Source organism: Yersinia sp. 2540 StPb PI (genome assembly GCF_052217165.1).
Taxonomy (GTDB): domain Bacteria; phylum Pseudomonadota; class Gammaproteobacteria; order Enterobacterales; family Enterobacteriaceae; genus Yersinia; species Yersinia enterocolitica_E.
The window spans coordinates 1,138,527-1,164,201 of sequence record NZ_JAZGQC010000001.1; the positions used below are offsets into that span (position 1 = coordinate 1,138,527).

The window sequence follows — 25,675 nt, forward strand, 5'->3', positions numbered from 1 at the left end:
TTAGAATTTAGATGACTTCTCTGGAATTAATGTATCGAATTCATACTTACCATTAGGCAAAACTCTTAAGCTTACCGTGCTATTTGTTTTTTCACTATATACATGAATTAGGTCATATTTCCCTCTAACAGAGGATGCCGGTATTATATCACTCACGGATGTAATATTAGATAAGGTGTCTTTTACCTGAGCAGTAGCCTTTGCAACACCAGTCTGGCTTTTTTCAAACGGTAATCGTCCCTGACCGATTTTTGTCCCCAACTTTTTGTTTATGTTTGAGGTTTGCGAGAGAATAAAGTCATCCACACCACCTAAATTGGGAACTGTCGGACCTTTCCCTACGTCTGGTTTCGCACCTAGTGCAGCATCCTTCCCGAACTGCTTCGCCAGTGCCCCTGATGCCACTACCGCACTGAAGCCACCCGTGATGTACATTGTACCAACATAGGCTCCTGCTCTTGCTCTGGCCTCTTCCTCCGTGTAGCCGAAGGTCATAAACGCCTGCGTATACCCTTCCAGAATGTTAAACACTTCCTTCGCATTCGGGTCTGTAGAGTTCAACAGATTCTGTATCTGTTGATACCCAGCCTGAGCCTCTTTCGGGTTCTGGTAAGTTTGGTTGAAGTAGGTATTTAGCGCTTCTTTGGCTTTATCCTTCTCCGAATCACAAGCTTTACCACTTTGTTGGCAAGCATTCAAAAACGCCAGATCACTTTCCAGATCCTTGCGATTTAACGCCTCCTTATCTTTCTGTTCTTCTGGCGTCAGGTTCTGTTTGTAGTTGAGATATGTCTGGCGGTCCTTGTCGCTACTGCTCAGATAGTTATTCTCAACCGCATTCTTCCCAGCCTGCGCCCCGGCAACGGCACTACCCGTGCTATCGCCTACTAGGCCACCGGATAGTCCCGCCGCCAGGGAGCTGAGGTTAACAATAACCTGCTTCTGCGCTTCGGTCAGGTCTTTGGTCTCGATATTCGGGTAGAGGTTGTTTTTGATGTAGATGGCGGCCAGTTCGCCACTTAAAGCTCCGGCACCACCTGCGGCAGCGCTGTTACCTTGCAGGTGAGAGAGCACTGCGCCCAACACCGCATGTGCCCCAATGCGTGCCGCTTCATTATCTTCACCGGCGACATCTTTAATCATCTGCGCCAGATACGGGGCTGATGCACCCGCCAGTGCTTTGGTCATATCACCACCAGCCAATCCTTGCAGAGCAGCGGTGGCTGCTTGCGCGATCTTTTGGTAGGTGCCACCAATGCCATAATCTTTCATGGCATCTTTATAGACTGGCGATGCTTCTATCTCTTTCTGGGTTGGGTTGAGATTACCACCTTTCGCCAATGCATCTTTCGCCGCAGTGGTGGCCTGGATCTGCCCCTGCGTGCTAATAACATCAAACACCTGCCCGCCAATCTCGCCAATCAACTGTGCTTCTTTCAGGCGGTTTTGCTCTTTCTCTTTATCAAAGATAGGGGTGAGGGCGTTATTGGCATGTTCGACGTCACGGCTCAGGTCGTCGACATTTTGCTGCTGTTTGTCTTGATCGCGAATGATGATGCTACCGTCAGACACTGCCGCATGGGTGGTGCCTTGCGCGTTGCCATCATTATTGGCCCCGACCAGCACCAGATTGCCCATGTTGCCGAGGAAGTTATCCGCCACACTACCGCTGGTGCTGATGCTGCCACCCTGATGTTCGGTTTTGAACTCTGCTTTATTTTCAATATTGCTAAAGCCCAGTGTGCCGGTATCAAGTTTATTCTTATCCGCTGTTGCCGTAGAGCCAATCACCGCACCGTTAAGCTGGGTGTGTTCCCCTACGGTAATATCAAAGCCACCTTTGCCTGCAAAGATACCGGTCTGTTCTTGCACCGAATCAAAGTTGCTGTGCATTTTGTCCTGGCTGATACTCAGGTTCGCCGAGCTGTTACCGACACCCCATACCACTACGCTGACGCCGCCGCTGATGCTTTGCTGCTTCGAGTCGTAACGGTCACTGTCTTGCTGGCTTTGTAAGGCCAGATTGCGGCCGACATCGGCTTCCACTTTGTCGCCACTGAGTTGTGCACCCTGCAAGGTAGTATCACGGCCACTGGTGAGAGAGAGAGTATTGCCACTGTCGAGGGTAGTTTCAGACCAATAAGTGCCATCACCACTGTCGTTGCCTTTGGATTTATTGGCATTGGCAAAAACACTCACCCCGATTTTGTCACCAAAACTGATACTGGCACCGATATTACCGCCACTGCTGCTGTTGCTGCCTTCGCTTTTCTGGGTATTAGCTGCCCCGAGTAACAGCAGGTCTCGATCGGCATCCAACGTAGTGTCGTGGCCCGCTTGGAGCTGGCTCCCGCCGATGATGATATCACCACTGTTGGCAAGTTGACCTTTACCGGTGGCAGTGATATTGAGGTCATTGCCTGCGGTGAGAGTTGAACCACTGACGGCTTGTTGTTCCTGATGTTGTTGCGAGGTCGATTTTTGTGAGCCTAATGACACACTGATACCAATCAGGCTGCCGGTATCGGTATTGCCCTGTGCCTGAGCCAGATCCGCGGCCTGTTTAGCCGATATTCCTGTCAGAGCCGCTTTGGTGCCTTTTAATGCTGCCAGACGGCCATTGGTTTCGTCTTTTGCCTCTTGTACGGTTGTCACCGCCGTGTTCAGCGCTGAACCTACCGCGCCGGAAAGCGCGAGTGTTAAGCCACTGCTTTTTTGTTCATAAAGCTGATCGCTGCTGCGTTTGTCCTGACCCGGTTCAATGATGACGCTATCACCGGTGACACTTAGATTTTTATTGGCCAGAATATCTGCGCCACCAATATGGGCGGTGCCGCCCGCCTTGATGGCGACATCGCCGCCCGTGCTACCAATAGTGCTGGCACTTTGGCTTTGTGTCGTCCCTGAATCACGACTTTGTTGGCGTGATGAAGTGCTGCCAATAGTGACCCCGATGCCACCACCACTGAACATGCCGCTTTTTTTCTGTTCAGACAAACGGTAGCTGGATTGTTCTTCGGTGGCCGCCACAATATCCACATTGTTGCCCGCAGTCAGTGCGACATTATTGTCACCGACAACCGCAGAGCCTTTCACCAGTAAGTCATTACCGGCAGATACCGACACATTTTTGCCACTGAGCAGCGAGCCTTGCTCTTGTGTGGCGTAATCTTCAGATACCACGTGGGTAGTGGTCTTCGACAGCCTTTTCTTCTTAACGGTGGTTTCTTCAAAGAAGGAATAATCACTTTCTCTCGCCGTGGCCACATTAATGTCATGGCCGGCTTTCAGGGCAATATCACCACTAGCCTGCGCCTGTGTGGCCTGTAAATTAATGTCATTACCGGCCAGAATGGTGGTGTCCCCACCGCTAACGATTTCAGTCCCTTGCTGACGGATGGATTCATTAATTTGCTGTTTCCGATCACCGTGGCTTTCGCTGTAGGTGCTGCTTTGCTGGGCATTAAGATTGACGTCACGGCCAGCCTTGAGTGTGCTGTCGTTATCTGACACCAGCGCTGCTGCCTGTGAGTTGATATCACGCCCGGCATCCAATGTCAGATTATTGCCACTGGTTATCACTGAGCGGGTGGCATCAGTGGTACGATTTTCACTGTTATTGGTTTTTTGTTGGCTATTTTTCTCCGCTGTTTCCAGCGAAATATCACGCCCTGCAGACAGCCCGACGTTCCCCTTCGCGGCCAGTTCACTGGCCGTCAGTGACACATCGTTGCCTGCATTGAGGGTCAGGTTACCCCCAGCACTAATTTTACTGCCCAGACTGTCGCGCTGCTCACTTTGTTTATAACCGTTGCGGCGATCACGCTGTTGATTATGTTCATTATTGCTGAGCGTGGTATTGGCTTTGATATCAACATCACCACCCGCTTGCACATCCAAATTACCACCAGCAGACACCTTGGCACCCGTGACTAAAATGTCTTTTCCTGCATTCAGACTGAGAGAGTCCCCGGCGCTGATAGTGGCGGTATCGCCAATTTCTGTACGGGTTAATGACAATGACTCTCTATCCCAACGACCATTACCTGCCGCCGTCGCTGTCCACTGCTGGCTGAGTGTTTGATTGATAATATTACCATCAAGGCTTTCTAGTTCCACTCGCTGACCGGCGATGCTGGAGCCGATGTTACTGATATCACTGATAGCACTCAGTTGCAGGTCACCGCCGGACGTTATTTTCCCGCCTTGCAGGTTACTGAGGGTGGTTAGACTATTCACCGCCAACAACTGGTCGGCTTTGAGGGTACTTTCCACATTAATAACTTTACCGGCATCAAGATTAACCTGATTACCCGCGATGATGCTGCCAGTTAATGAGGCACTATCTGCTTTTGCCAGATACAGCTTCGGTGCTAAAACAGTCTGGCCGTTAACATTAATCTCTTCCCACCAGACAATACTTTTGTTCAGGGCGGCAACCTGTTCCGCTGTCAGGCTGACACCCAGTGTTAGTCCCAGCCCGCTTTGGGCTTGTGCCGCGTTGTCGATAAGATATTGCATCTGAGCTAAATCCGACCCAAGGCCAGTGAGGTAGCGCTGACCAGTTTGGCTCAGGACCGCATTACTGATATAGCGGGTGTCAAAAGCCGCATCGCCGAGGAAGCGATAGTCATAATCGGGTTTCAGGTTTAAGCGGTCTAGGAAATAGGCTGAGCCTAGGAACTGCTTTTGGTCAGTAAACTGGCTATTGTTTTCCTGTGGTGCAGCTTCCGGTTGCTGGCCCAGCATCGCATACAACCCGTCGAACAGACTGTTATCGAGTTGTCCCAATTCATTCAGTTTGGGATTGGTGGTGATAAGGTAGGGGCTGCTTGGGTCAGGGGCCAACACAAAGTGGCCATTGTTGCTATTCGGCAACGGATAATCCGCCAACTCCGTGGCATTATTGCCCAAGGAACCCAGCGCGTTCTGCAAGTTATCTTTCCAGACTGGTGTCCCTACGGTGATATGTTGATCGTCCTTCAGGTCTTGTGCCTGAGCAGTGTCGATATTATCCGGTTGTGATAGTAAATCCAGCTTAGGGGCCGCCAGCGTATGACTCACTCCACCTGCATTTGGTGTGGCTGTGGTGTTACTGATGTCACCAGTGAAATGGGCGTTAACTGCGCCACTGGCTTGAATGACGGAGCGATAGAGCTGACTGTCTTCACTGCGTTCAGTACGAATATCGCCATCAGCGGTGTAAGTAACAGACTGGTCCTTGATTTGCCCCAATGCGTAGATATTGAGAGGCCGTAATTTGGACACCTCATACCAATATCTGGACTGAGGAAGCTCTCCTGTGCGGTAGGTTTGATAACGTGTTTCTGTCCCCGCCAACCAGGACTGATTATTCAGCGTGTTACCCGTAAGAGAGATATCACCGTTAGAGAGGATATCGCTGGCCAGGTTATCGAACCTTTGAGCGGTAACGATAAGATCTTTACCGGAAGATATACGTCCAGCCGCTCCCTTGCTGGTGACTGAAAGGGTCGAAACAGATAATGCCAGCTCTCGTGTTTTCTCAAAGGGGGCGGCATAGGTATCTGTGTGACTTACTTGGCGGGCATCGTCTCCAGCTTCTTGCCGGGTGATCATTATCGTGTAGTAACCAATCTCACCTGCCTCGAAGAAACTGAGTGGAACCTTTACCAATGCACCATTTAACCAAGGATATTCATTAGTCAGATCCTTGTCAGTACGGGTCACACTCAATCCATCACGCTGATTCAGCAAATGGGCGGTGTTGATGGTGATATCACCGTGCCCCGTTTCAATGGTGCCAGAGGTGTTAATAACCTCACTATTGGCATTGCCAGTGGTGTCTTTCTGCATCCACAGACTGTTGTCCGCTAAAATATCGCCGTAGTGGTTGGTGATCCGGTCTGCCAACAGTTGCATATTGCCACCGCTGTACAACATGCCGCTGTTGAACAATTGGCTGGCCGCGTTTAATAGCAGGTCGCCCGCGGTGCCGATAAAGCCGTTATTGCTGATAGTGCTGCTACTCAATAGCTGTATGCGGCCTCCAGCCTGCAGGCTGGCAGTATCATTTTGTGTGATACCCGCGGCATTGATACGGACATCACCGTTACCACCGCGCAGTGTTCCGCTGTTGGTGAACTGCCCCAGACTATGGATAGCCAGACTTTGACCCTGCGTAGTACCCGCGAGGGTGATATCCCCATTACTGGACAGGTTCAGCACTTTGCCTGCGGCGAGTGTGCCGTGTTGTGTAAGGGCATCATTGAGTGTCACGGAAAGGTTGCCCAAGGCGACCAATTGTCCAAACAGGCTAAATGTACCACCGACTACTGTCAGGTCGCCTGCGCTGAATAACTTAGCATCCTGTTGGTTCTCAATCTGTTGCGCCTGAACGCCCATCTGACGTGTGGCCAGCAGGGTACCTGCGTTATTCAGGCTGCCAATCGTCATTTGCAGGTTGTCGCCCTGTACCGTTCCCCGATTGTTGAAAATATCGAGCGTCAACAGATTATCGCCCGCAGCTATCAACGTACCGGTGTTATCCAGTCGCGTGCCGTTAAAAGTGATGTTATTCGCTTGCAGCCAGCCGCTGTTGTTGAGGGCGAGAGAGCCAATATCTAAATCCCCCCCGACAACAATTTTTCCCGTATTAAGCATCGGCGTCGTCAACACGAATGTGCTGGCTCCCGCGCCCTGAATGTTACCCGCGTTATCTAGCCCCGCAGCATTGAGGTTCAACCCGTTTTGGCTGCGCAGATCACCGCTGGCAAGGTTATGGAACACGCCACTCAGTTGGGCACTGAACGTATCCTGCCCTTGCATCACCCCGGTATTGGTAATGTCTGCCGTGTGTAGCGTCAGAGAACTGGCCTGAATACGCCCCTGATTATCGACTTGAGTGGCATTCAGGGTCAGTAAGCCCTTGCTCAACATCTCACCGTTTTTTTGTTGGGTGATGCCATCACTTATTTCAGACTTAAGCTGATTCACCCCGACGATGACACCACTGTTGAGCAGTGAATCTCCTTTCAGGAACAACGAGGTCGCCTGCCAGTTGCCGTGGTTAACCAACGTCAGCGCATTAATCGCCGCCTCACCGAGAGTGATAATTTGGCTGCCTGCACCACTGTTAATATCGCCGGTGAGATCGAGTTGGATGACGTTATTCGCCTGTAAAGTCCCGGTGTTATCCAGTTGGTGCGCCGCCAGAATAATCTGTTCACCTTGCCACGTCCCGGCATTGCTAACAGTCCCTGCATTCACCTTGAGATCACCGCCGCTCAGTAGCTTACCGCCAGTGGCGTTGTTCAAGTCCTGTTGCAATTGCAACATCAGGCGTTCGACGCCAATCAGATGACCTCTGTTGGTTAACTGCTCAGCATTTAACTGTGTAGTGGTGCCTTGCGCTTCACCCTGGTTGATAAACTCCTGTGCACTGAGGCTGAGTTGGCTCTCACTGAGTATTTTTCCATTATTGGTCAATGACTCCGTACTCAACGTGATAGGGCCCTGACTCAGCAGTTGCCCGCTGTTGGTGAGGCTTTGTGTGGCGTTTGCCGTGAGTTGGCTAATACCTAACGCACTGCCGGTGTTATCCCAGGTTTGTGTTTCAATATTCAGGCGATTGGCTTGCAGTTTACCGGCATTGTTCAGTTGCACACCTTGCAAAGTCAGAGCGCCCCCTGCTAGCAAACGTCCTTCAGCTCTATTGTTGAATGTTTGTGCATCAATAATGGCATTGACGTCGGCCTGCATTAGCCCTCTGTTATCTAGATTATGGGCTTTCAGTGCCAGTGTGCTTGCCGCCAGGGTGCCACTGTTGCTCAGTGAAGGAACGTCCAGAGTTAACCCCTGACTTGCTATCAATGAGCCGCTATTGTCCAGACTACGAGTAAATGCCAGTTCGAGCTGCGGGGCACTAACCAGTCCACTGTTGACCAATTGCTCACCACGCAGCGTCAACTGTTGTCCTGCTTGCAAGGTTCCTTGCTGGTTAAGCTGATTGACTGTCAGTGTCAAATCGTGGTCAGCCTGCATACGACCTTGCTGGGTAAGGCTGTCACTGTGCCAACCAATATTGCGTGCAACTATATCCGCCCGGTTTTCAGTGGCTCCAGAGACAACATTCAGGTCACCAAACGTAGTAAAAATACCGGCAAGCTGGGCATTCTTCTCAGCATTCAATGTGATGCTATCTTTGGCTTGAATTTGCGCGCTGCTGCCCGTAGTGAACTGCTCTCCCGCCACGGTCAGGGCATGATCGCCAGACAGCAATCCGCTCAGCAGTAACGCCCCCCCTTGCAGGTGAATATCGCCAGTACTGAGTAGCGCCGAGCCTTCAGCGGTCGTCAGGTTGCTGTTGATAGCGATACCTTGTTTCCCGGTCGCCCGTCCCGTCAGCAGGAACTCACCTGCTCGTACGTTCAGTGGCCCTTCGGCATACAGCGACCCATCGACGTTCAGCGTATCGCGCACCGTCAGGGCTAACTGCTGTTGTGAGCCAATCAGACCGCGGTTATTCACCGTATTGGCATTCAATGTCAATGTGCCAGCTGATTGCAGTTGGCCATTATTGTCGAGTTGTCCGACGTCCAGATTTTGGGAGCCTTGAGCTTGCATCAGCCCACTATTATTGAGACTTTGTGTCGTTATCTGGCTGTGGCGATTGGCTGCAAGTTGCCCACTGTTATCCAGTGTTGCGGTCTGTAGTGTAAGATCCCGCCCAGCGGTAAGCTGCCCTTGCCAATCCGCATTACCACTGAAAGTGAGATGAATATCGCCCTGTGCATTAAACTGGCTGTTGCGGGTACTTTGCAGGTCAGTACCTTGCAGTGTGACATCACCGCCAGAGCTGGTTTTACCCGCCAAATTCAGGGTACCACCTTGTAAGGTCACACCATCTAAACCCGTTAGTGTTGAACTGCCATCCAGAATTAGGTTGTTCTGCGCGGCCGCCAGCACGGTTCCAGCCCCGAGTTGGCTATTCAACCATTGTTGTTCGGTACCTATTAGCGTCAGCGTTTGTCCGCTGACCAATTTGCCTTGATCATCGCGACCCGCCAGTAACGTACTGTTGGCTGCACGCAACTTGCCCGCCGAGTCCAGAGTCATGGCTTTGGCCGCACTGAGTGTGGATTGCTCCAGTGCCAAATCGCCGCCGGTGAGTACTACTTGCTGATCCGAATTTAGCGAAGCGTTGTTCACTGCCAGCTTGCCTTGGCTGTTCAACACCATATCTTGCCCGGCTTTGTGGCTGCCACCCAGCGTCATTTCGGTCGCGCTGACATTCAGGCTGCCCTGTGCCAGCGAATTATTGAGGGTCAGCTTGCCGCTACTATCCAGTTGGATATTCCCCTGACGAGCATTGAGGTTACCGAGGTTAACACCCACCCCTTTTTCACTGGACACCAGACGGATGCGATTCGCATACATCCCACCTAACGCACCGGTATCAACCGCCACTTTGGGCACATCACCTTTGCCTTGCAACGCGCTGACATTACCGGCAGCATCCACCCGGTTGCTACCGGCAATCAGAGTGAGGTCTTGCGCATAAAGTTGGGCGTTAATCTCAGTGGCACGGCTGATAATTGACAATGCACCGCTTTTGCTGGCATCGAGGCCTTTGCCCTGAATCGAGATAGCTCCCTGAGTGACTTCCAACGCCTGCAATTTACCGTTGGCATCCATTATTGGCTTGCCGGTAGTCAGTGTCACATTCGGGGTATTAATAAATCCGCAGCCATCGCAGGTGATACCATAAGGGTTTGCCACCATGACACTGGCTTGCTTACCGGCCACTTCCAGATAGCCTTGCAACTGTGAACGGTTAGCGCCCACCACTTCATTAATAATGGCTTTGGCTTCGTGACCGGCTTGCAAATTAGGGTTGTTTTGAATCAATCCACCCAGTTGAGATTGCGTCAACTGGCCGGTAGCGTTATTGAGGATCAACCCCTCTTTACCCACATTGAAGTCGTTATATTGGTTGTGGGAAATTCCGGACTGATTCGGTGTCGCAATATTCACCACCGGCACACCATTACCGGCTTTATCTAGCTGTGTATTACCCCCGGCAATACTCACCTCAGCAGCCAGTGCGGGCATAACCGGTTGCAATACCAGCAGGGCGCACAGGGTATAACTCAGCAATTGATGATGAGTTTTGATGGTTGGCTCGTTATTTTTCTTCATCCCTGATAACCCTATATATACAAACAGTTAGATAATGAAATTGATACGGTAATAAACAGAAACACGGTCTGGCTCCAGCCAGTCGGGATATGCCAGTGGCCAGCCGACAGTAAACTGGCTACTGAAATAGCGATTACGATGCCCCAACCCGATGGCGCTGCCCCACAACTTGCCAGAGGCATAACTGTCAGCAGTGTCATGGCGCAGATAACCCCCGTCAATGGCTGCCAGCGCAGTGATATCCCCCAGTAACGGCAGGGTGGTCAGTGACCAGTTAACCTCGTTGCGCCAATAACCGCCTTTATCGCCGGACAGATACTGTTCTTTAAAGCCGCGCACTGAGGTTTCACCACCAATAGTCAGTCGTTCACTGCCGTATAAATTATCGGGTGTCCATTGACCGTAGAAGCTGGTGAGCCAGCTCCAGTCATGCGCCAGAGGCAGGTAATAACTGCCGGACAGTGTCCACTTATTGAATTCGGCCTTGGGTGCGCCGCTATTTTTGCCATTATCATCTTCGGCACCCAGCCAGGGTACACCGCGACTGTAAGAGGGGTTCAAGGTGCTATAACCCCCCCAGAGTTTCTGGCTGTGATTAACCCCCAATACGACACTGGATAATTTGCGGCTGCTGCTTTGCAAAAGACTGTCATTGAGATAATTGCGATTAAGGCGATGGGTTAGGCCGAGCGACAGGCCAGTTTTCATATCACTGTCCCGATACACAACACGCGAAATGGCGAAACGGTGCGTCTGGCTGTCGCCACTGGAGAGCCAGTCAAAGCCACGGTTAGTCACGGTGGAGAGGTAATCACTGTATGAATAATTGTAATCTGCCAGCCAGTAACCATAGGGGACACTGACTCCAGTCTGCACACTGCGGGCATTATGGCTGCTGGCAAAATCGCTACTACGCGAACCGGAAACAAACCACTGATCAGCTAAACCAAGCAGATTGTTGGCTGTTAGCGAGCCATTAATCTGGCCAGTACCGGTACTTTTTTGCCCACTATTATCAAAACCGACACCAAGATTTAGAGGAAATTCAGGTGTCGCGGTGAGATTGACGATGGAATAACCGGCTTCGGTCCCTGGCAATATTTCAATTTGCACTGGAGTTTGGCGTAAACGGTTAATTTGCTCCATGCCCTGTTCAATATCACGCAGATTAAGAATCTTCCCCTCGAGCCCTGGGAATGCCATTTTTAACTGGCGAGAAGTTTTTCCATCTAGCTCGATTTTTTGTAGTTTACCTTCCAGCACAGCCAGTTGTAGGGTGCCTTGTGATAAATCCTGCTCAATCAGAAATACCCGACTGGTAATATAACCACGCGAAATATACCAATCAGACATTTCTTGTATTAAGGTCTGGATCTGACTTAAGCCCAGACATTTATTCAAGTAAGGTTGAAGTAATTTTTGTTTGTCCCGTGCAGGTAAATGCTCTGCGCCTTGTAGATGAACAGTATTAATCAAAAAACAGGCGCCAGCCGGTGCTGGGAGCGGTTTTGGTGCGACGAGCTCGGGAGTTAGGCTACGTTGTAATTCCTGACGCTGGCGCTGGTTCTGTTCCAAAATATCGCGCTGTTGCTGCTGAATAGTATTTCTATCAGCAGGGCTCAGCATATTGGCATAAGCAGTAAATGAGAATGACAGGGACAGCAAAGTGGCTGCTATCTGTAAATATTTAGACATGGCATCCATTCCAGTTTTTATTGGATTTATTATTTCGGCGTATTATATCTATTAGCCTAACTACTGCAATTGATGAAATGAAAGGCTAACGGTAGCCTCTTTGTGTAACGATCTGATGTGGAAGAAATAATATTAAACACGGGAAGTTTTTTTAAAAGTATAATTCAATGGATTATATTCATTTTTAAGTATATTACCCTGACTTATTATAAACAAATAAAGAATTGATCTTAAGGTTTGGCTTTGTTTGAATGTTTATTCTCTGTGTGGGGGCTGCGGAACTAGCAGCCAGTTAAACAGGAGCTGGTATGGAATTGCAGGGTTTTGGGCTGAACTAAATCAAGAAATGGCTACCTGAAGTCTCCGTGAAGTACAAAGACGGTAGCTATGATAAGAGATCAGAACAACACAGAGACAGTGATTGAATCTGGATTATGTCGAGGGACATGGCTTAATCAGGCGTATCTGACCTGTCAGTATGGGGTGCGCAGGTCAGGGTCTGTGCTCAGTAGGGAACGAGTCGGTATAGCACCACTAGCATCACTATATTCACTATCACACTGATGATGAACCAGGTTTTAAACGGCTGCTTTTGCGTTTTATGCCGGAAGATTTGCTGACTGAGCATGGCTCCGGGCCACCCACCGATAAAACCAAATGTCAGTAAGGTGGGCTCCGGTACTCTGCGCCAGGCTTTGCGGGCCGCCATTTTATCCACGCCATAAATTACTAGCGTCAACACGTTAACGAACAGGAACCACATCACAAGAGGATGAAGCAAAAATGAGCAGCCGATAGCAACTAAGGCCAGAAGTAAATAACAGAAGCGATTGAGGTTCATACGATAGCAACAGCATTAATCAATCAGAATGGAAGGGAACTATATCCGATTCTTAAGGCGGCGGTAATCTTAACGTTTTCCAAACGGCCGTTTACAGGCAAAAGTACTGCTTTAGCGGTTGTTGTTACCGTAGAATAACGTCGGGTTTGACGCTCAGGGCAACTTGATTGTCATCGCTCAAACTGCTTTCCGTCGTATACAGGAGTTGTTGGCATTGGGGGCATGTTTTTGTTCCAGTATAATTATGCTGGCATAGCACACAGAAGTAAGCTCTGTGTGGCAGAGAACTCAATGGCACATGTTGGGCCATGATAGTCCTGCGCAGGGTACTTAAGGTATCAGTAGTTTGTGACGATGTTGATGCCATTTTTGCTCGGTATTTACAGTTTATATCGGGGTTAAAATCGGGATGCTCCTGGTCATGAATGAATAGACGCCCTGCGACATGAGTATGTTGTAATTGCAGCGGGTTATGGCAGGAAGGGCAGTAATAGCATTCAGCTGCTGAACCTAGAAAAATACTTGCACTATTCACTCGTGAGCCCTCTGTTGTCAGGGCGGTTCTGATGCGTTGATACATGATGATATCCTTAATTACCCTAAGTTTTACGTTTGGTTAAATCGGCCTACGGTATATATGGCGGTCCATGGAATTGCTTTGGGTGTATAGCTATACGGTGAGAAAATTGAGGCTCAGAAGCTTGTTTGGGATGTATTTGATACTGTGAATACCGGTCTGGCAGGGGCTACAGTATTTCTCCCATAGTAGTGACCCGCGCATAATGAGGTATAACCCCTTTCCGCCGAATTGCAGGTATGCGTCATCCGACCCTTGAGGGCTGATATTGATGCAAGCAGTAGACGGAAATTGTGGGGGAGGTTGGTGTCGATTAATTGCTAAACAAGATGCTATTGGCGGGACTGGGCGATACGTTCATTTAACCAGCTTTCTACTTCGCTTTTTAGCCACCGAGAGCTTCTCCCCATCTTAATGGGTTTGGGGAATGAGCCATCGCTAATCAGTTTGTAGAACCATTTATCCGTCATTTTGGTGTAGGTAGTTATGAATGACATATCGACTAGCTGGTCGCTGAGCAGGCTAGCATTGTTATTCTGAGTTGTCATAATGACGGTCTCCATATGTAACGTTGAGAGGTATGGAGATGTGCCGTATAGGTATGATTGACCGTTGGCACTTTCTCCTTCTCAACATCCACATGTGAGTAATAAAATACTGTCTTAATACTTACCCCTGAGAACAACCCAGATTACGCCTGCCGTCTGAGTGGTTTTTACTAAATTCTTTAGCCAAATATATTGCTCTCTCGATTAATGCCTCGTAATCAGCCTTAAAGTGAGGTTTATTATGATTTAAAGAATAAAAACCCCTGATAGGAAGATGGATAAGCCCATGATGGTTTTTTTCATGGTCATCACGTTTAATTGCCCGGATCCAGGCGTTAATCACGATTTGATAGATGCTGTAAAAATTAAACCGCGGTTCTGTTTGTATTTTACCAGGCCAGGGATAGGCATCCTTGTTAAGTAGCAAAAGAACGTGATAGTGGTGCTTTGTTTCATCCTGATTGAGTTCTCTTACCCATACGAACCTTACCTTACAGGTCAGCTTTTTTTTACCGGCTTTTCGCTTGCGCTTGATGTCCTCTTCAATCTGGGATTTAACTGAGGCAATAAAGTTGGAAATAACATCGGGAGCGTCGTAATAGCGTGTAGGGCAGTCCATCCTGTCTTCTTCATCGGGGAAGCGAAGGTCAAATCTGACAGCCATCACACGCGGATAGTCCGCCAGGGCTTTATCTATCGTTTCGCTGATCCTTTTGACATAGTATTCATTAGGCGTGCATTTATCTGATTTCTTCTTGTTCATTACGTTGAGTCCTTAGCTGATTGAGTTCAGTTCATCGGATCTCTGGTAATTTTTTACTGAGTGTCAGCCCCTCTTCTACTGCCACTATTCCAATACGTATCAATGGTTATTAGTACTAATTGCTCTATTTGTATCCATATATCCTCAGATAACCTTATGTCCATTATTAACAATACGGAGACAAGGGCGAGTGGATAAAGGCAGTTTGCAATAGTAGAAGGATTAGCCAAAATTAGGCCCAAACGAGTCAGTAAACCTGCTGTAATCACTCCCGAGTTATCGTTGAAGTTTTCGATGAGTTTAGCTCGTATTCCTCTTGCGCTTATACGTTGTCTGAAGAGGTTCACCACGTTTGCTTATCCCCCAGCAGGCGCACTTCCACCGGAACCAGTCTGGTTCGGCACCAGACCTACATAAGCAGCGAACTCACGCCCTGATTTGAATGCTGATGCTTCTTCCATGGTCGCAACTTCCGCCGTGGCAATTAACGGCCCCACTCCGGGAATTTCCATCAGGCGCTTACAGGTTTCACTCTGCTGCTCTTCTGTTTTGACTGCAATATCTTTAAAAAAACCTAGAGTTACAGGTCATTATCGCCTGCAAGGTGGTTTTTATATATTAATATGATTGCCAACATATAAATTAAAAATAGGTCACTTATATATAGGTTACTTAAATATTTTATATAAACTAAAAGTAGGTCATAATCATGCGATGACATCGTTTTTTGACCAGTACGTAGCGATGACCATTTTGGATGAGGAAAGCTTAAGCAGTTACCGAAGGAGTATTACTTTTGATGCTGTTGCTATGGAGAGAGGTACGAAAAAATGGGTTATAAATACAAAGCGACGATGTATTACTCTGATGATGAAACGGACAGGTTTTTGAGGGAAAAAACCGCAAAGCCAAATGGAAAGAGAAGCGCTTCATTCTATCTTTATTCGCTGGTAACACGTGAAAGAGAAAATGCAGCATCTGCTGAATTGAACCAGGAAGAAGTCGATGTGGTGCGGATTTATCCTGAGTACACCAGTTTAACAAGGATTGAGGTTAGCGGGCTGATTTCCTTTACAGCTCTGCCTACATTTTTAGAGAGTAAAGCAACTCAAAAGAGACTTGAACACAAAGATTTGATGAAGGAAATTGATGGTAAGATCCATCTCGATATCACTTCGAAGTTCAATAATCATAACAATGATTTTAACCATAATGGGAGTTTCCTGGTTGTGATTAAAACAGATGTTACCTGTTACTATAACCGTACCGTCTCAGGGGCTGGATATTGCGAGGGGAATTTTTTGGCAAACTGTACCATCCTCCATATCACTCGGTCTGAATGGGAACGATGGGGAGGTAAATATGATTTTGAGCGTATCAAATATATAAAATTCAGAGACCTTTCAAATCCCAGAGCAAGAAAAAGTATGGGATTATGCCAATTAGCAGAAATAGCGCCCTTAGACACAGCCGGTGCATTTTTCATCCCTGTACGAACAACCGCTAAAGCTTATCCATCAGACAAGTTTCTTGCCCCTCTGATTATAGGGGTTGATATCACCTTCAATAAAGACAGGGTCAGACTGAAGCCAATGAATGACACGCAGAAAAAAAGACATTTCGGATAAGCCAGCATCTGAGATTTTTAACTGCAAGAATTTTCAGACTGATATTACCTCCATAAGAACGGCAGCAGATTTTGCTACCGTTTTGTTATTTCAACTCACGGAGGTTAATGTGCCAGATAAAACCGAACAAGGCCTCTCGGCCTTGACACAACCACTCTCCCTTCTCCCTGACAACCTCTCCCGTACCATTCTCAAACATGTACATCAGTGCATTCATTACGAACCCACTATCGGGGTTATGGGAAAGACCGGTGTGGGTAAATCAAGCCTCTGCAATACCTTATTCAATCCGCCTCCCGCCAAGGTCAGCGCCATTAAAGGATGTACCCGCCGTGTACAAACGTATCAATTGGCTCTTGCGCCGCATGCGTTGCTCATCGTGGACTTTCCGGGTATAGGTGAAACGCCCGAACTTGACCGCATCTATACGCGGTTATATCAACACTGGCTGGGTCAACTGGACCTGATTATCTGGGTGCTTAAAGCTGATGATCGGGCATGGAACGATGACATTCGTTGCTATCGGCAATTGATTTCGCAGGGAGCAGACCCCGTGCGCTTTCTTTTCGTCCTCAATCAGGCTGATAAAATTGAGCCCTGTCGGGAATGGGACCTCGTCACTCACCAACCTTCTTTACGTCAGCAACAGCACTTGCAGGTAAAAATAGCGCAGGTCAATGCGCTGTTTTCACCCCGGCATCCTGTTCTGGCCGTATCAGCATCAGAGGGGTTCAATATGCTCCTCTGGGCCGAAACCTTCATTCGTGCTTTGCCAGATAACGCCAGCAGTGCAGTCACACGCCAACTGGAGTCGGGTTATCGTACGGAGAACGTGATCAACACGGCGCGCGACAACTTTGCCCGTGGCGTGGGCGATATTTTCGATGATGCGCTCTCTGCAATGCAAACCACCGGTGCGCTGGTGCATCAGCTTAAACGGCTTCGCCACCGACTGCTTTCGGTTGTTCACGCTGTCTGGCATTTCCTGTTCTGATTTCTCACGGCCAACGGTTTATTCGTTCGATCTGTTTCGCCGATCGAACACCTATTTACAATAGTTATAATCTATCAATAATTGATTTATGATCGACAATGCCAATAGGTTTCAACGATCGGTTTTAGCTTATTGATCTTAATTAACGATTATCTCTCTTTCCCACATCTCGCTACGATCCCCTTTCCAGAACGGTCGTCATCCCTCAATTTCTGTCTACTTATTCATGAATACAGGAGTATTCCCATGATGCAACGCAGTTTCCCTTATCCGGCCTTTGTGCTGCACAATACGAGGTCCCCATGCTAAAACCTTATCCTCTATCCAAGCAGGACAGCTATGCCTGGGCTCTGGCCATTGTTCCTCCACTACTCTGGGCCCCCTTATCCATTTTCTTTTCTAAAGAGATTGCCCTTGGCTTTTATCTGGTTCTCTCCCTGGTTTGGACCCTTCTTGACCGGTTAAGCCTGATGAAGCAAGAAAAAGTACCGCCTTCGTTTTGGTATTTTCTGCTACCCATGGTTTATCTGCGTCAACGTGACGAACGTCAGGGGAAACCCTGGCGTTTGTTGCAGGTATGGCTGATATGTACTGTTTTGTCGGTGATAGCCGGTGAGCAATTAAAAAAGCAGTCGGGCACAGAACAACTTGCGCAGAGCGCTTGTTCTATTGTTACCCAGCTCATGAAACAGGAAGGTATTGATGAACGCTGTATTCGGGTAATGGACTTAAAGGAAGAGGTCAGCGGGCGTTTTTATCGGGCACAGGCTCTGATGAACACCGGTAATAAAGAGCCGATGACGATTGAAGTCAGAGGCAGGGATATTTATGTCGTTTTACCTGAGTGGGAGGAATGAAAATGAAAGGTCAATTTAAAAGTCTCGTCCGCGTTTTTCTCTTAAGCACTGGGCTGTTGTTGTCATGTGTACATGCAGTACAGGCTGACAATTCGCGCTGTGCAAAACCTGTTTTTTATGCCAAAACGCTCAACCATAACAAAGAAGTCACTATCTGCATGGATACCCCTTACGTGTCTTACTCTTTTGGTAAGACCGGCACCCCACATAAAGAGATGGATATCACTGTTCCGGCGGCCAACACCACTTACGCATACCAGAATAATCAGGTTATCAGCATTCAGGAATTCACCGTCAGAAAGGGTGATACCCGCTATCAGGTCTCCGCCGGAACAAACGATGACGGTGAGCCTGTCGCGTCACTCTACGTTTATAAAGGCGCGCCGGACACCGGAAAACTGCTGGCAGAGATAAAACTCGATACCCATACGGTGGTGAATAACATTAGCCACGCACTGGCAGATGACGGTATTGCTGAATCTGGCAGCCTTTAATCGCCCACAAAAGGAGTGAGCAAGTGAACCATAACTGAATAGCGATATCACGATGCTTATTCACCACTGACCTTACTCTTTATACATCGTCACCCTACTGGCCCTCAGTCTATTTAGACTGGGGGCCTTTTATTTGGAGAAAACACTGATGACCCGTTTAGCGTCCCGTTTTGGTCGAGTGAACTCTGTTCGCCGCGACCGTCCCCTGACCCATGATGAGTTAGCCTATTATGTGCCCAGCGTGTTTGGCGAAGACAAGCATGCCTCCCGCAGTGCCCGATACACGTATATTCCGACCATTACCTTATTGGATAAATTACGTGAAGAAGGGTTTGTGCCGTTCTTTGCCTGCCAGACCCGAGTACGAGATTTGGATAAACGTGAGCACACCAAGCATATGGTGCGACTGCGCCGAACGGGACAAATTACGCAGAGAGAAGTGCAGGAGATTGTTTTGCTCAACAGTCACGATGGCTCCAGCAGCTATCAAATGCTACCGGGGATGTTCCGTGAAATTTGCAGCAACGGCCTGGTTTGTGGTCAGAGTTTTGGCGAAATTCGTGTGCCGCATAAAGGGGATGTGGTGGAAAAGGTGATTGAAGGGGCCTACGAAGTGCTGGGGATATTTGACCAGATAGAAGAAAGTCGTGAAAGCATGCAGTCATTAACGCTGTCAGCGGAGCACCAACATGCATTGGCCCATGCTGCACTGACCTACCGTTACGGCGAAGCACACCATCCAGTCACGGAGTCCCAAATCCTGATGCCCCGTCGCTGGGAAGATAAAAAAGATGACCTCTGGACAACATTTCAGTGTGTGCAGGAGAATCTGACCAAAGGCGGGCTATCGGGTAAGAGCGCCGGAGGAAAACGTGCTCGAACCCGTGCTATCAGTGGTATTGATGGTGACATCAAACTCAATCGGGCGCTGTGGGTCATGGCTGAACAGCTTAAGCAGTCAGTGGCGTGACCCAGCCTCACAGCTTCGGTGACGATCGATTTCAACGATCGGTTTCGCGTTATTGATCTGCACAACCCATTATCTTTTCTTTTTACCCATCGATAAAATTGACAGAGTTACCTGTCGGCAAAATGTAGTTAAAACAGCGGTCAGGCACAGGCGTTATGCCAATATTCAGGGAAAACCACCGCCCGTTATCCCCACGATAACGGGTTTTTAATCTAAGAGATGCTGCCTCTCCCGTGTTCTACCTTCACTCACGATTTTAAATATTAAGTCACATTCTTTACCCATTCCATGAGCAGGCTCCCCGGTTTTCCGGAGGGGCCTGTTTTGCTATTTATCCCCATATAAAGAAGGATATTACTCATGAATACTCCAACCCCAGCTCAGACGGGCACACTAACCGCCACACGGGTTTCTGATGCACAGCGTATCCATTTCTGGCCAAAACACTTTGGTCAGGTGCCTAAATGGGCGTTGATTGAGCCACAGGTTTTTCGCTGGCTGGATCGGTTGTGTGCTGAATATCAGGGAGATTTCTGGGACTTCTACACCTTGCCCAACGGTGGGGTATTTATGGTACCGGGCACGGAGCAAGACTATGAGCTGTTTAACGCGCTCAATGGCAATGGGGCCACCGTCGGCCGTGAAGCGACGGGTATCACTGCCTGCCTGATGGCCTACAGCCATTATGCCTGCAGCACCGAGAGCGAGACCATGAACGAACACTTCTACTGGCTACGGGAATACGCCCTACAACACCCCGAAAGCCGCGCCATTTTCTCCCTGATTGACTGAGCAACAAGGACAACATCACCATGGAAACAATAACATTATCGCCTACCGCTGCCGAGATACCACCCACAACCCAACGGGCCATCAAACGTGCCTTAACCCTGCTGGAGACTCATCTGCGTGAACCGGGAACCTCATTCACTTCACTCGGTACCGTCAGCGATTGGCTGCGATTGCGAATGGCTAGACTGGAGCGTGAAGTGTTTATGGTGCTCTGGTTGGACAATCAACACCGATTGTTGGCCCACGAAACGTTGTTCACCGGCAGTATCAACAGTACCGAGGTCCACCCCCGCGAAATCGTGAAAGCGGCACTGCAACACAATGCTGCTGCGGTGCTTCTGGCGCATTGCCATCCCTCCGGCCACGCTGAGCCCAGTGTTGCCGACCAGCAAATCACCGGCAAGATTAAAGATGCACTTGCAATGGTTGAGGTCAGGATGCTGGATCACTGTATTGTCGGAGGCATGACGGTGTATTCGTTTGCTGAACACGGCTTGTTATAGGGGCAATACGATGCCATCAATCACTACCCCAGCCTGGGGACTTAAACGCAACGTCACTCCGCAGTTTGGTGCCCGCCTGGTACAAGAAGGCGACCGGCTGCATTTTCTGGCCGACCGTGCCGATATCAGCGGGAAATTCAGTGACGCGCAGGTATGTGATTTAAATAACGCCTTCCCGCAGTTTATCAACCACTTGGAACTGATGCTGCTTTCTGGTGAGCTCAATCCCCGTTATCAGCACTGTGTCACGCTGTATTGCAATGGCTTGACCTGTGAAGCCGATAGTCTGGGATCTCACGGTTATGTGTATCTCGCTGTTTATCCTATACCCCAATCCAATGCATAAATTTTCGCCTTTTATACCTACCTATTTCTTCCTTTCATCTAGCTAACGACGAGATAACCAACATGCAGACCTTACCTGTTACCTCGAAACGGGCGGCTTACGCTTGCCCATCACCCGTTGTTGTCTGGCAATCCATGCTTACGTATCTGCTGGAACAGCATTACGGATTGGCGCTTAACGATACCGAGTTCAGTGATGACGCCGTGATCCACGAATATATTGAGGCTAGTATCTCTCTGGCCGATGCGTTGAATTTCACGGTGGAAAAGTTTGGCCTGGTTCGTATCGATCGCCGGGGATTCTCCTGCCAGGAACAATCTCCCTTCATCACGGCTATCGATATTCTCCGTGCCCGCCGAGCCACCGGCCTGATGACCCGTCTGGGTTACCAGACCATCACCTCAGTTATCCGGGGCGAAAAGCAGACATGAGCCTGTCCGGATTACTGATGGCATGCTGATTACCGGCGTCCAGTGCAGTACAGCCCACAATGTTTTTAACACTATCACTACCCAACACCCACCCTTAAACCGGCGGGTGTTTGCGTTTATGGAGAAAGAAATATGCAGACTGAACCCGAGGTTTTAACTGACCATACAGAGGTGATTTGTTCCACCAGCATCGAACGCGTTGTGTCTGGACGTAATGCCGCTCTGGCGCAGATTGAAGCCCTTATTCACCAGCTTGAAGATATCTCGGCCATCACTAACAGCATCGGTGGAGGAATAGCAAGAGATTGGGCCATGCGACAAGATTTTCGCTGCGGTTGCTGGCTGATGGAAAAAGCAGAAACGGCCATGCCAGTGATCACCCGCAATCTTGATCGCGATATATGGCGGGATCTGATGAAGCGCTCCGGCATGCTCAGTTTGATGGATGCCCAGGCGCGTGACCAATGGTACAGAAACCTTGAGGGAGATAATATTCCTACCATCAGCGAGGAAAGCATTTACAGCACATTTGAGCAGTTGCACCGTGATAAGGACAACGTATTTGAGCGAGGGGTGATTAATGTGTTCAAGTCGCTATCATGGGATTACAAGAGCAACCATCCTTGTAAGTTTGGCAAGAAAATTATCGTCAACAATTTGGTGAGTTACACCCAATGGGGATTTACCCTGAACCACAGCTACCGGCGGGATCAACTGGCGGATCTTGAACGGATGTTGTTCCTGCTCGAGGGCAAGGCGATCCCGGACAACCGGGGAGATGTGACAACTCGGCTGTATGAACATATGAGTGCCAATCGGCAGATGACGAAAGTTTATGAAGACGATTATTTTGCGATAAAATACTTTATGAAGGGCTCAGCGCATCTGACATTTAGGAAACCTGGGTTGATGGACAAGATGAACGATATCATCGCTAAACATTACCCAAGCGTATTGGCAGAACGGGTATAGGGCAGCAGTGCATGTTAGGTTGTATTAGCTGTGCCTTTATCTAACGGTGCCCTCTGGTAGGGCACTATTAAATCTGACCGTCGGATAAGTGCCAGAAGCGGATATTTCACACTTCTGCTTATGTGGTCAAAATCGGTATACCACTACTCTTTATAGAATTTATATCAATAGTTAAGATAAAATGAAGGTTAATTGGAGTTTCATTCGGTTATATAGACCCACCGTTCAATTAATGATGGACTCAGAAATTATCACTGCCAGGGTTCATGTAAACAATACAGGTAAGGGAATATCAGATGCCATCTCAATACACATTCAATGACCTGCTCGGGCTGTTTGTTTTTTCACGCAAATATCACTTTCTCCACAATGATCTGGACTGCCTGATCATTGCATGGGCTGAAGATCAAATCACCGAAGGAAATGATTCGGAGACTCTTTTAATTCTCGCTTCACTGGGGCTTGATAAGCAACCTGAACGGACCGAGGTTGAATTATATATGTCACGGTACATGGCAGAGCAGCGGATAGATCTGCCACCGCTAAAAACAGCAGCATTGGTCTGGATCAAGCTATTTATGAGTCAACTTTCCCAGTGCGCGTCCATCCATGATGCAGAACAGAAAATGTATTTTCTGGTGTGTCATTGGCTTGAACCTGACGTAAAGATTTTCGCGGCGGTGGTCGATACCCTGAAATCGCTTTACTGGCATCTCTTTGATGAATGGGAGGGACCTGGCACAAGCGAAGCAGTAAGGATGGAGGAGTCAGAATTCTTTGAGCTGATTAATCGTGCGATGCTGCCCTATTCCCGTAAAATTGAGAACCCAGATTGGCTGGATCTGCTTGTTCGGTAATTTTTACCAGCATCCTGAAAGGTGCCTTTCCTGTGTGCATAATTCCATCTGATTTGAATTCCTTTTCGCATTCTACTTGAGTATATCCAGCAAAAACATCATCGTTCACCCTAGGAACCTAGACACAAAAGTTAACCTAACTGAGTAGCCGCTCTGTGCCAGGAGCGGACCTTAAGCTTCAGTAATCTGCTCTATGATTAACATACAGCTGCAGTATTGCTTTTGTAAGGATGAACTGCAGTTCCCTATACTTAATCGTGAAATAAATTATGATCTGCATTTTTATTTAGCAAAGTGCTGATAAATCGCTGTGGTGGCCCATCGAGTGGGCCACCACAGTTAAATAACTATCGTAATGATTTATTTCTGGCTGAAGCTTTCTATGATTATTTTTGCTAAATTTTCTGGCTGTAACTGCCCAAATGATATTACCTCTTTGTTTTTAATTGTCTGTTTTAATTTGGCATAATCCTCTTGGTTAACAACGTTTGCATCAGAAAAATAAGCATGCCCCTCATCCATTTCTATATTGGTATAGGTAACCTTTGCGATGTGTTTTAACTCAAAATTAATATAGTCCGGGTGGTAGTTGTCTAGGATGCTCTTGGTTTTTGTTTTAATCTCAAGAAGTTTTTTGATGTTGTTTTCACCAATTCCGCTCGTCATTTCACCTTTGCCACCGGATTTGTGTGACATAACTGAAAAATAATCTAGATTATAAATCAAAGTCTTTGATTGATGATTGAATGAATAATATATCGTTAGTATGCTATCAACGTCCGATGAGTAATTGTTAACCGCATACCCTTCGTTTGTGATTTTAATTTCATCAGTTCCTGTTGGTATAAAGTCTTTTGTATACAACTGGTCCTTGTCTAAAACGAATAGAGGCGAGTATTCCAATTTGGAAATTCTATTCTGCTTTTCACTTATAGTGTAGGTAAAATAAATTGTTGCTAAGGCTAATAATATTTGGGCGCAAGTGGCGACAATATTAAATTTACTAGTGATTTTGCTATTTTCTTCTTCCATACGAGAGTTCCTCCCCTTTAAGTTAAATTTCAAGTATGCTCTGTGCTTTTTTTATAAATACGGACTATTAAACTTAGCAAAAATCCATCCACGACAGTTATTTGTTTTCAATGTATTGCATGATAGTCCATGCTTCATCAAGAAAGTCGTAGCGAGCTAAGTTCAACATGTTATTGAGACAAACAGCTACTATAGCTTGGGTGATTAAGGGACACAGCCTGGTTTTGATGGCTAATCAATTTATAAAAATTCCCCGAGGGGCTGACAAAAAAGATTGAACTTCCGCTTCTCGCTCATATTGGACCTTAGGCTTCGTAAGCTTGTCCGCTCAGTGCCAGAAGCGGAAGTTGATAGCATCCGCTCTGTTTTGATTATTGGAGGTAGATTAATAGTGCTCTGCATGTTCAATCATCAGTAATGGGAAGCCACTAATGTGGTGCTTCTTATCGGATAAAAGTTCTTTTTACACGAACTGATGTAATGAAATATGGAATCCAAATAAGAGCCGATATCACATTTCTAAAAATAGGAACAAGCTCATTGTATCCAATTTTAACATCGGGGATTAACATGTAAAGCATGTAGATATTTAATGACATTGTCGCCACGACTGATATCAAAAATAAAATATAAAGCTTTGGCAGAAACTTTTTCTTTTTTAAGAAAAATGAAAGGACTGTGACTGAAAATAAAAAACAAACAATATAAATAGCAAGAGAAAGCATGAAGAATATTTTTGCATTTACATTTAAGTGCGAATAATTTTCCGTCATAACTCTAAATGCATCTGTCATTGCAAATAGATAAGAGGCAGCAGTGACCACTAATCCTATGAGGGGTAAAAATAGAAACCCTCCAATTTTCCTGAAATGTTTTTCTTCACATTTATCGCAAAACTCTCTTTCCTGAGGTATTTCGACCCCACACTTTGTGCATCCCCATTCCATATATGGACCTTTGAAATATTTTTAATTATCATAAGATTAAACGAACTGTACCGCGGATGCAACTGAAGGTAATGTATACAATGCCGATGATTTCTGGATAAATTTGTGTTTAGGGTGAATCTTCGCAGTATAGATACTCATCTTTTAAACGATTTAAGTTTGCCATAGCTAACAGTTGCCCTATTGCTCAGCCCCAAATACCTCATTTCCGAGCAGAATATTATCCCAAGTCTTATTTCAGACTAAAAT

General features: G+C 47.6%; 19 protein-coding genes and 1 pseudogene. 11 read left to right on the forward strand and 9 right to left on the reverse strand.

Annotated features, from left to right (window positions below; genetic code table 11):
• From V1956_RS05150 to V1956_RS05180, 7 genes and pseudogenes are all read right to left on the reverse strand, one after another.
• A complete protein-coding gene (locus V1956_RS05150; RefSeq protein ID WP_442824868.1) occupies nucleotides 1-10,179 on the reverse strand; it encodes a hemagglutinin repeat-containing protein in 10,179 nt (3,392 codons plus the stop codon).
• Between the two features lie 27 nt (nucleotides 10,180-10,206).
• Nucleotides 10,207-11,883, reverse strand: a complete 1,677-nt coding sequence (locus V1956_RS05155) for a ShlB/FhaC/HecB family hemolysin secretion/activation protein (RefSeq protein WP_005186613.1) — start codon at nucleotides 11,881-11,883, stop codon at nucleotides 10,207-10,209.
• Nucleotides 11,884-12,379: 496 nt separating this feature from the next.
• Entirely contained in the window at nucleotides 12,380-12,715 is a 336-nt protein-coding gene (locus V1956_RS05160; protein ID WP_442824869.1) for a DUF1294 domain-containing protein, read from the reverse strand.
• A 124-nt stretch (nucleotides 12,716-12,839) separates the two neighbouring features.
• Nucleotides 12,840-13,295 carry a putative zinc ribbon protein gene (locus tag V1956_RS05165; protein ID WP_442824870.1) on the reverse strand — a complete coding sequence of 152 codons (456 nt, stop codon included), beginning with the start codon at nucleotides 13,293-13,295 and terminating at the stop codon, nucleotides 12,840-12,842.
• A 329-nt stretch (nucleotides 13,296-13,624) separates the two neighbouring features.
• Nucleotides 13,625-13,840 carry a helix-turn-helix transcriptional regulator gene (locus V1956_RS05170; RefSeq protein WP_050875877.1) on the reverse strand — a complete coding sequence of 72 codons (216 nt, stop codon included), beginning with the start codon at nucleotides 13,838-13,840 and terminating at the stop codon, nucleotides 13,625-13,627.
• Between the two features lie 121 nt (nucleotides 13,841-13,961).
• Nucleotides 13,962-14,603, reverse strand: a complete 642-nt coding sequence (locus V1956_RS05175) for an inovirus Gp2 family protein (RefSeq protein WP_072098947.1) — start codon at nucleotides 14,601-14,603, stop codon at nucleotides 13,962-13,964.
• 342 nt (nucleotides 14,604-14,945) lie between these two features.
• Nucleotides 14,946-15,142: pseudogene (locus V1956_RS05180) on the reverse strand (transposase); the annotation flags it as partial.
• 291 nt (nucleotides 15,143-15,433) lie between these two features.
• Between V1956_RS05180 and V1956_RS05185 the strand changes: the two are divergent.
• The 11 genes from V1956_RS05185 to V1956_RS05235 all read left to right on the forward strand — a co-directional run bounded on the left by V1956_RS05185 (nucleotide 15,434) and on the right by V1956_RS05235 (nucleotide 23,447).
• A complete protein-coding gene (locus tag V1956_RS05185; RefSeq protein WP_050875875.1) occupies nucleotides 15,434-16,231 on the forward strand; it encodes a hypothetical protein in 798 nt (265 codons plus the stop codon).
• Nucleotides 16,200-17,225: a GTPase family protein gene (locus V1956_RS05190; protein WP_442824871.1), complete on the forward strand. Its 1,026-nt coding sequence runs from the start codon at nucleotides 16,200-16,202 to the stop codon at nucleotides 17,223-17,225. Before V1956_RS05185 ends, V1956_RS05190 begins: the two co-directional genes overlap by 32 nt.
• A 302-nt stretch (nucleotides 17,226-17,527) precedes the next feature.
• Nucleotides 17,528-18,082, forward strand: a complete 555-nt coding sequence (locus V1956_RS05195; protein ID WP_442824872.1) for a hypothetical protein — start codon at nucleotides 17,528-17,530, stop codon at nucleotides 18,080-18,082.
• Nucleotides 18,083-18,084: 2 nt separating this feature from the next.
• Nucleotides 18,085-18,576, forward strand: coding sequence for a hypothetical protein (locus tag V1956_RS05200; RefSeq protein ID WP_230596550.1), 492 nt, complete (start codon nucleotides 18,085-18,087; stop codon nucleotides 18,574-18,576).
• 148 nt (nucleotides 18,577-18,724) lie between these two features.
• Nucleotides 18,725-19,546, forward strand: a complete 822-nt coding sequence (locus V1956_RS05205) for a DUF932 domain-containing protein (RefSeq protein ID WP_442824873.1) — start codon at nucleotides 18,725-18,727, stop codon at nucleotides 19,544-19,546.
• A 360-nt stretch (nucleotides 19,547-19,906) separates the two neighbouring features.
• Entirely contained in the window at nucleotides 19,907-20,338 is a 432-nt protein-coding gene (locus V1956_RS05210) for an antirestriction protein (protein WP_442824874.1), read from the forward strand.
• 20 nt (nucleotides 20,339-20,358) lie between these two features.
• On the forward strand, nucleotides 20,359-20,841 hold the full coding sequence (gene radC / locus V1956_RS05215) for a RadC family protein (RefSeq protein WP_442824875.1): 483 nt from the start codon (nucleotides 20,359-20,361) through the stop codon (nucleotides 20,839-20,841).
• Between the two features lie 10 nt (nucleotides 20,842-20,851).
• Nucleotides 20,852-21,187, forward strand: coding sequence for a type IV toxin-antitoxin system YeeU family antitoxin (locus tag V1956_RS05220; protein WP_442824876.1), 336 nt, complete (start codon nucleotides 20,852-20,854; stop codon nucleotides 21,185-21,187).
• A 62-nt stretch (nucleotides 21,188-21,249) separates the two neighbouring features.
• On the forward strand, nucleotides 21,250-21,618 hold the full coding sequence (locus V1956_RS05225) for a TA system toxin CbtA family protein (protein ID WP_442824877.1): 369 nt from the start codon (nucleotides 21,250-21,252) through the stop codon (nucleotides 21,616-21,618).
• Between the two features lie 132 nt (nucleotides 21,619-21,750).
• Complete coding sequence (locus tag V1956_RS05230) at nucleotides 21,751-22,590, forward strand: DUF4942 domain-containing protein (RefSeq protein WP_442824878.1); 840 nt, start codon at nucleotides 21,751-21,753, stop codon at nucleotides 22,588-22,590.
• Between the two features lie 296 nt (nucleotides 22,591-22,886).
• The gene (locus tag V1956_RS05235; protein ID WP_050536341.1) at nucleotides 22,887-23,447 is read left to right on the forward strand and encodes a hypothetical protein; all 561 of its coding nucleotides are present in this window, start codon (nucleotides 22,887-22,889) and stop codon (nucleotides 23,445-23,447) included.
• 360 nt (nucleotides 23,448-23,807) lie between these two features.
• Here the strand turns inward: V1956_RS05235 and V1956_RS05240 are convergent, their stop codons facing one another.
• Together V1956_RS05240 and V1956_RS05245 are read right to left on the reverse strand one after the other, a co-directional pair.
• A complete protein-coding gene (locus V1956_RS05240) occupies nucleotides 23,808-24,479 on the reverse strand; it encodes a hypothetical protein (RefSeq protein ID WP_145601766.1) in 672 nt (223 codons plus the stop codon).
• Nucleotides 24,480-24,922: 443 nt separating this feature from the next.
• On the reverse strand, nucleotides 24,923-25,426 hold the full coding sequence (locus V1956_RS05245; protein WP_050074571.1) for a DUF2569 family protein: 504 nt from the start codon (nucleotides 25,424-25,426) through the stop codon (nucleotides 24,923-24,925).
• Nucleotides 25,427-25,675 lie beyond the last annotated feature (249 nt).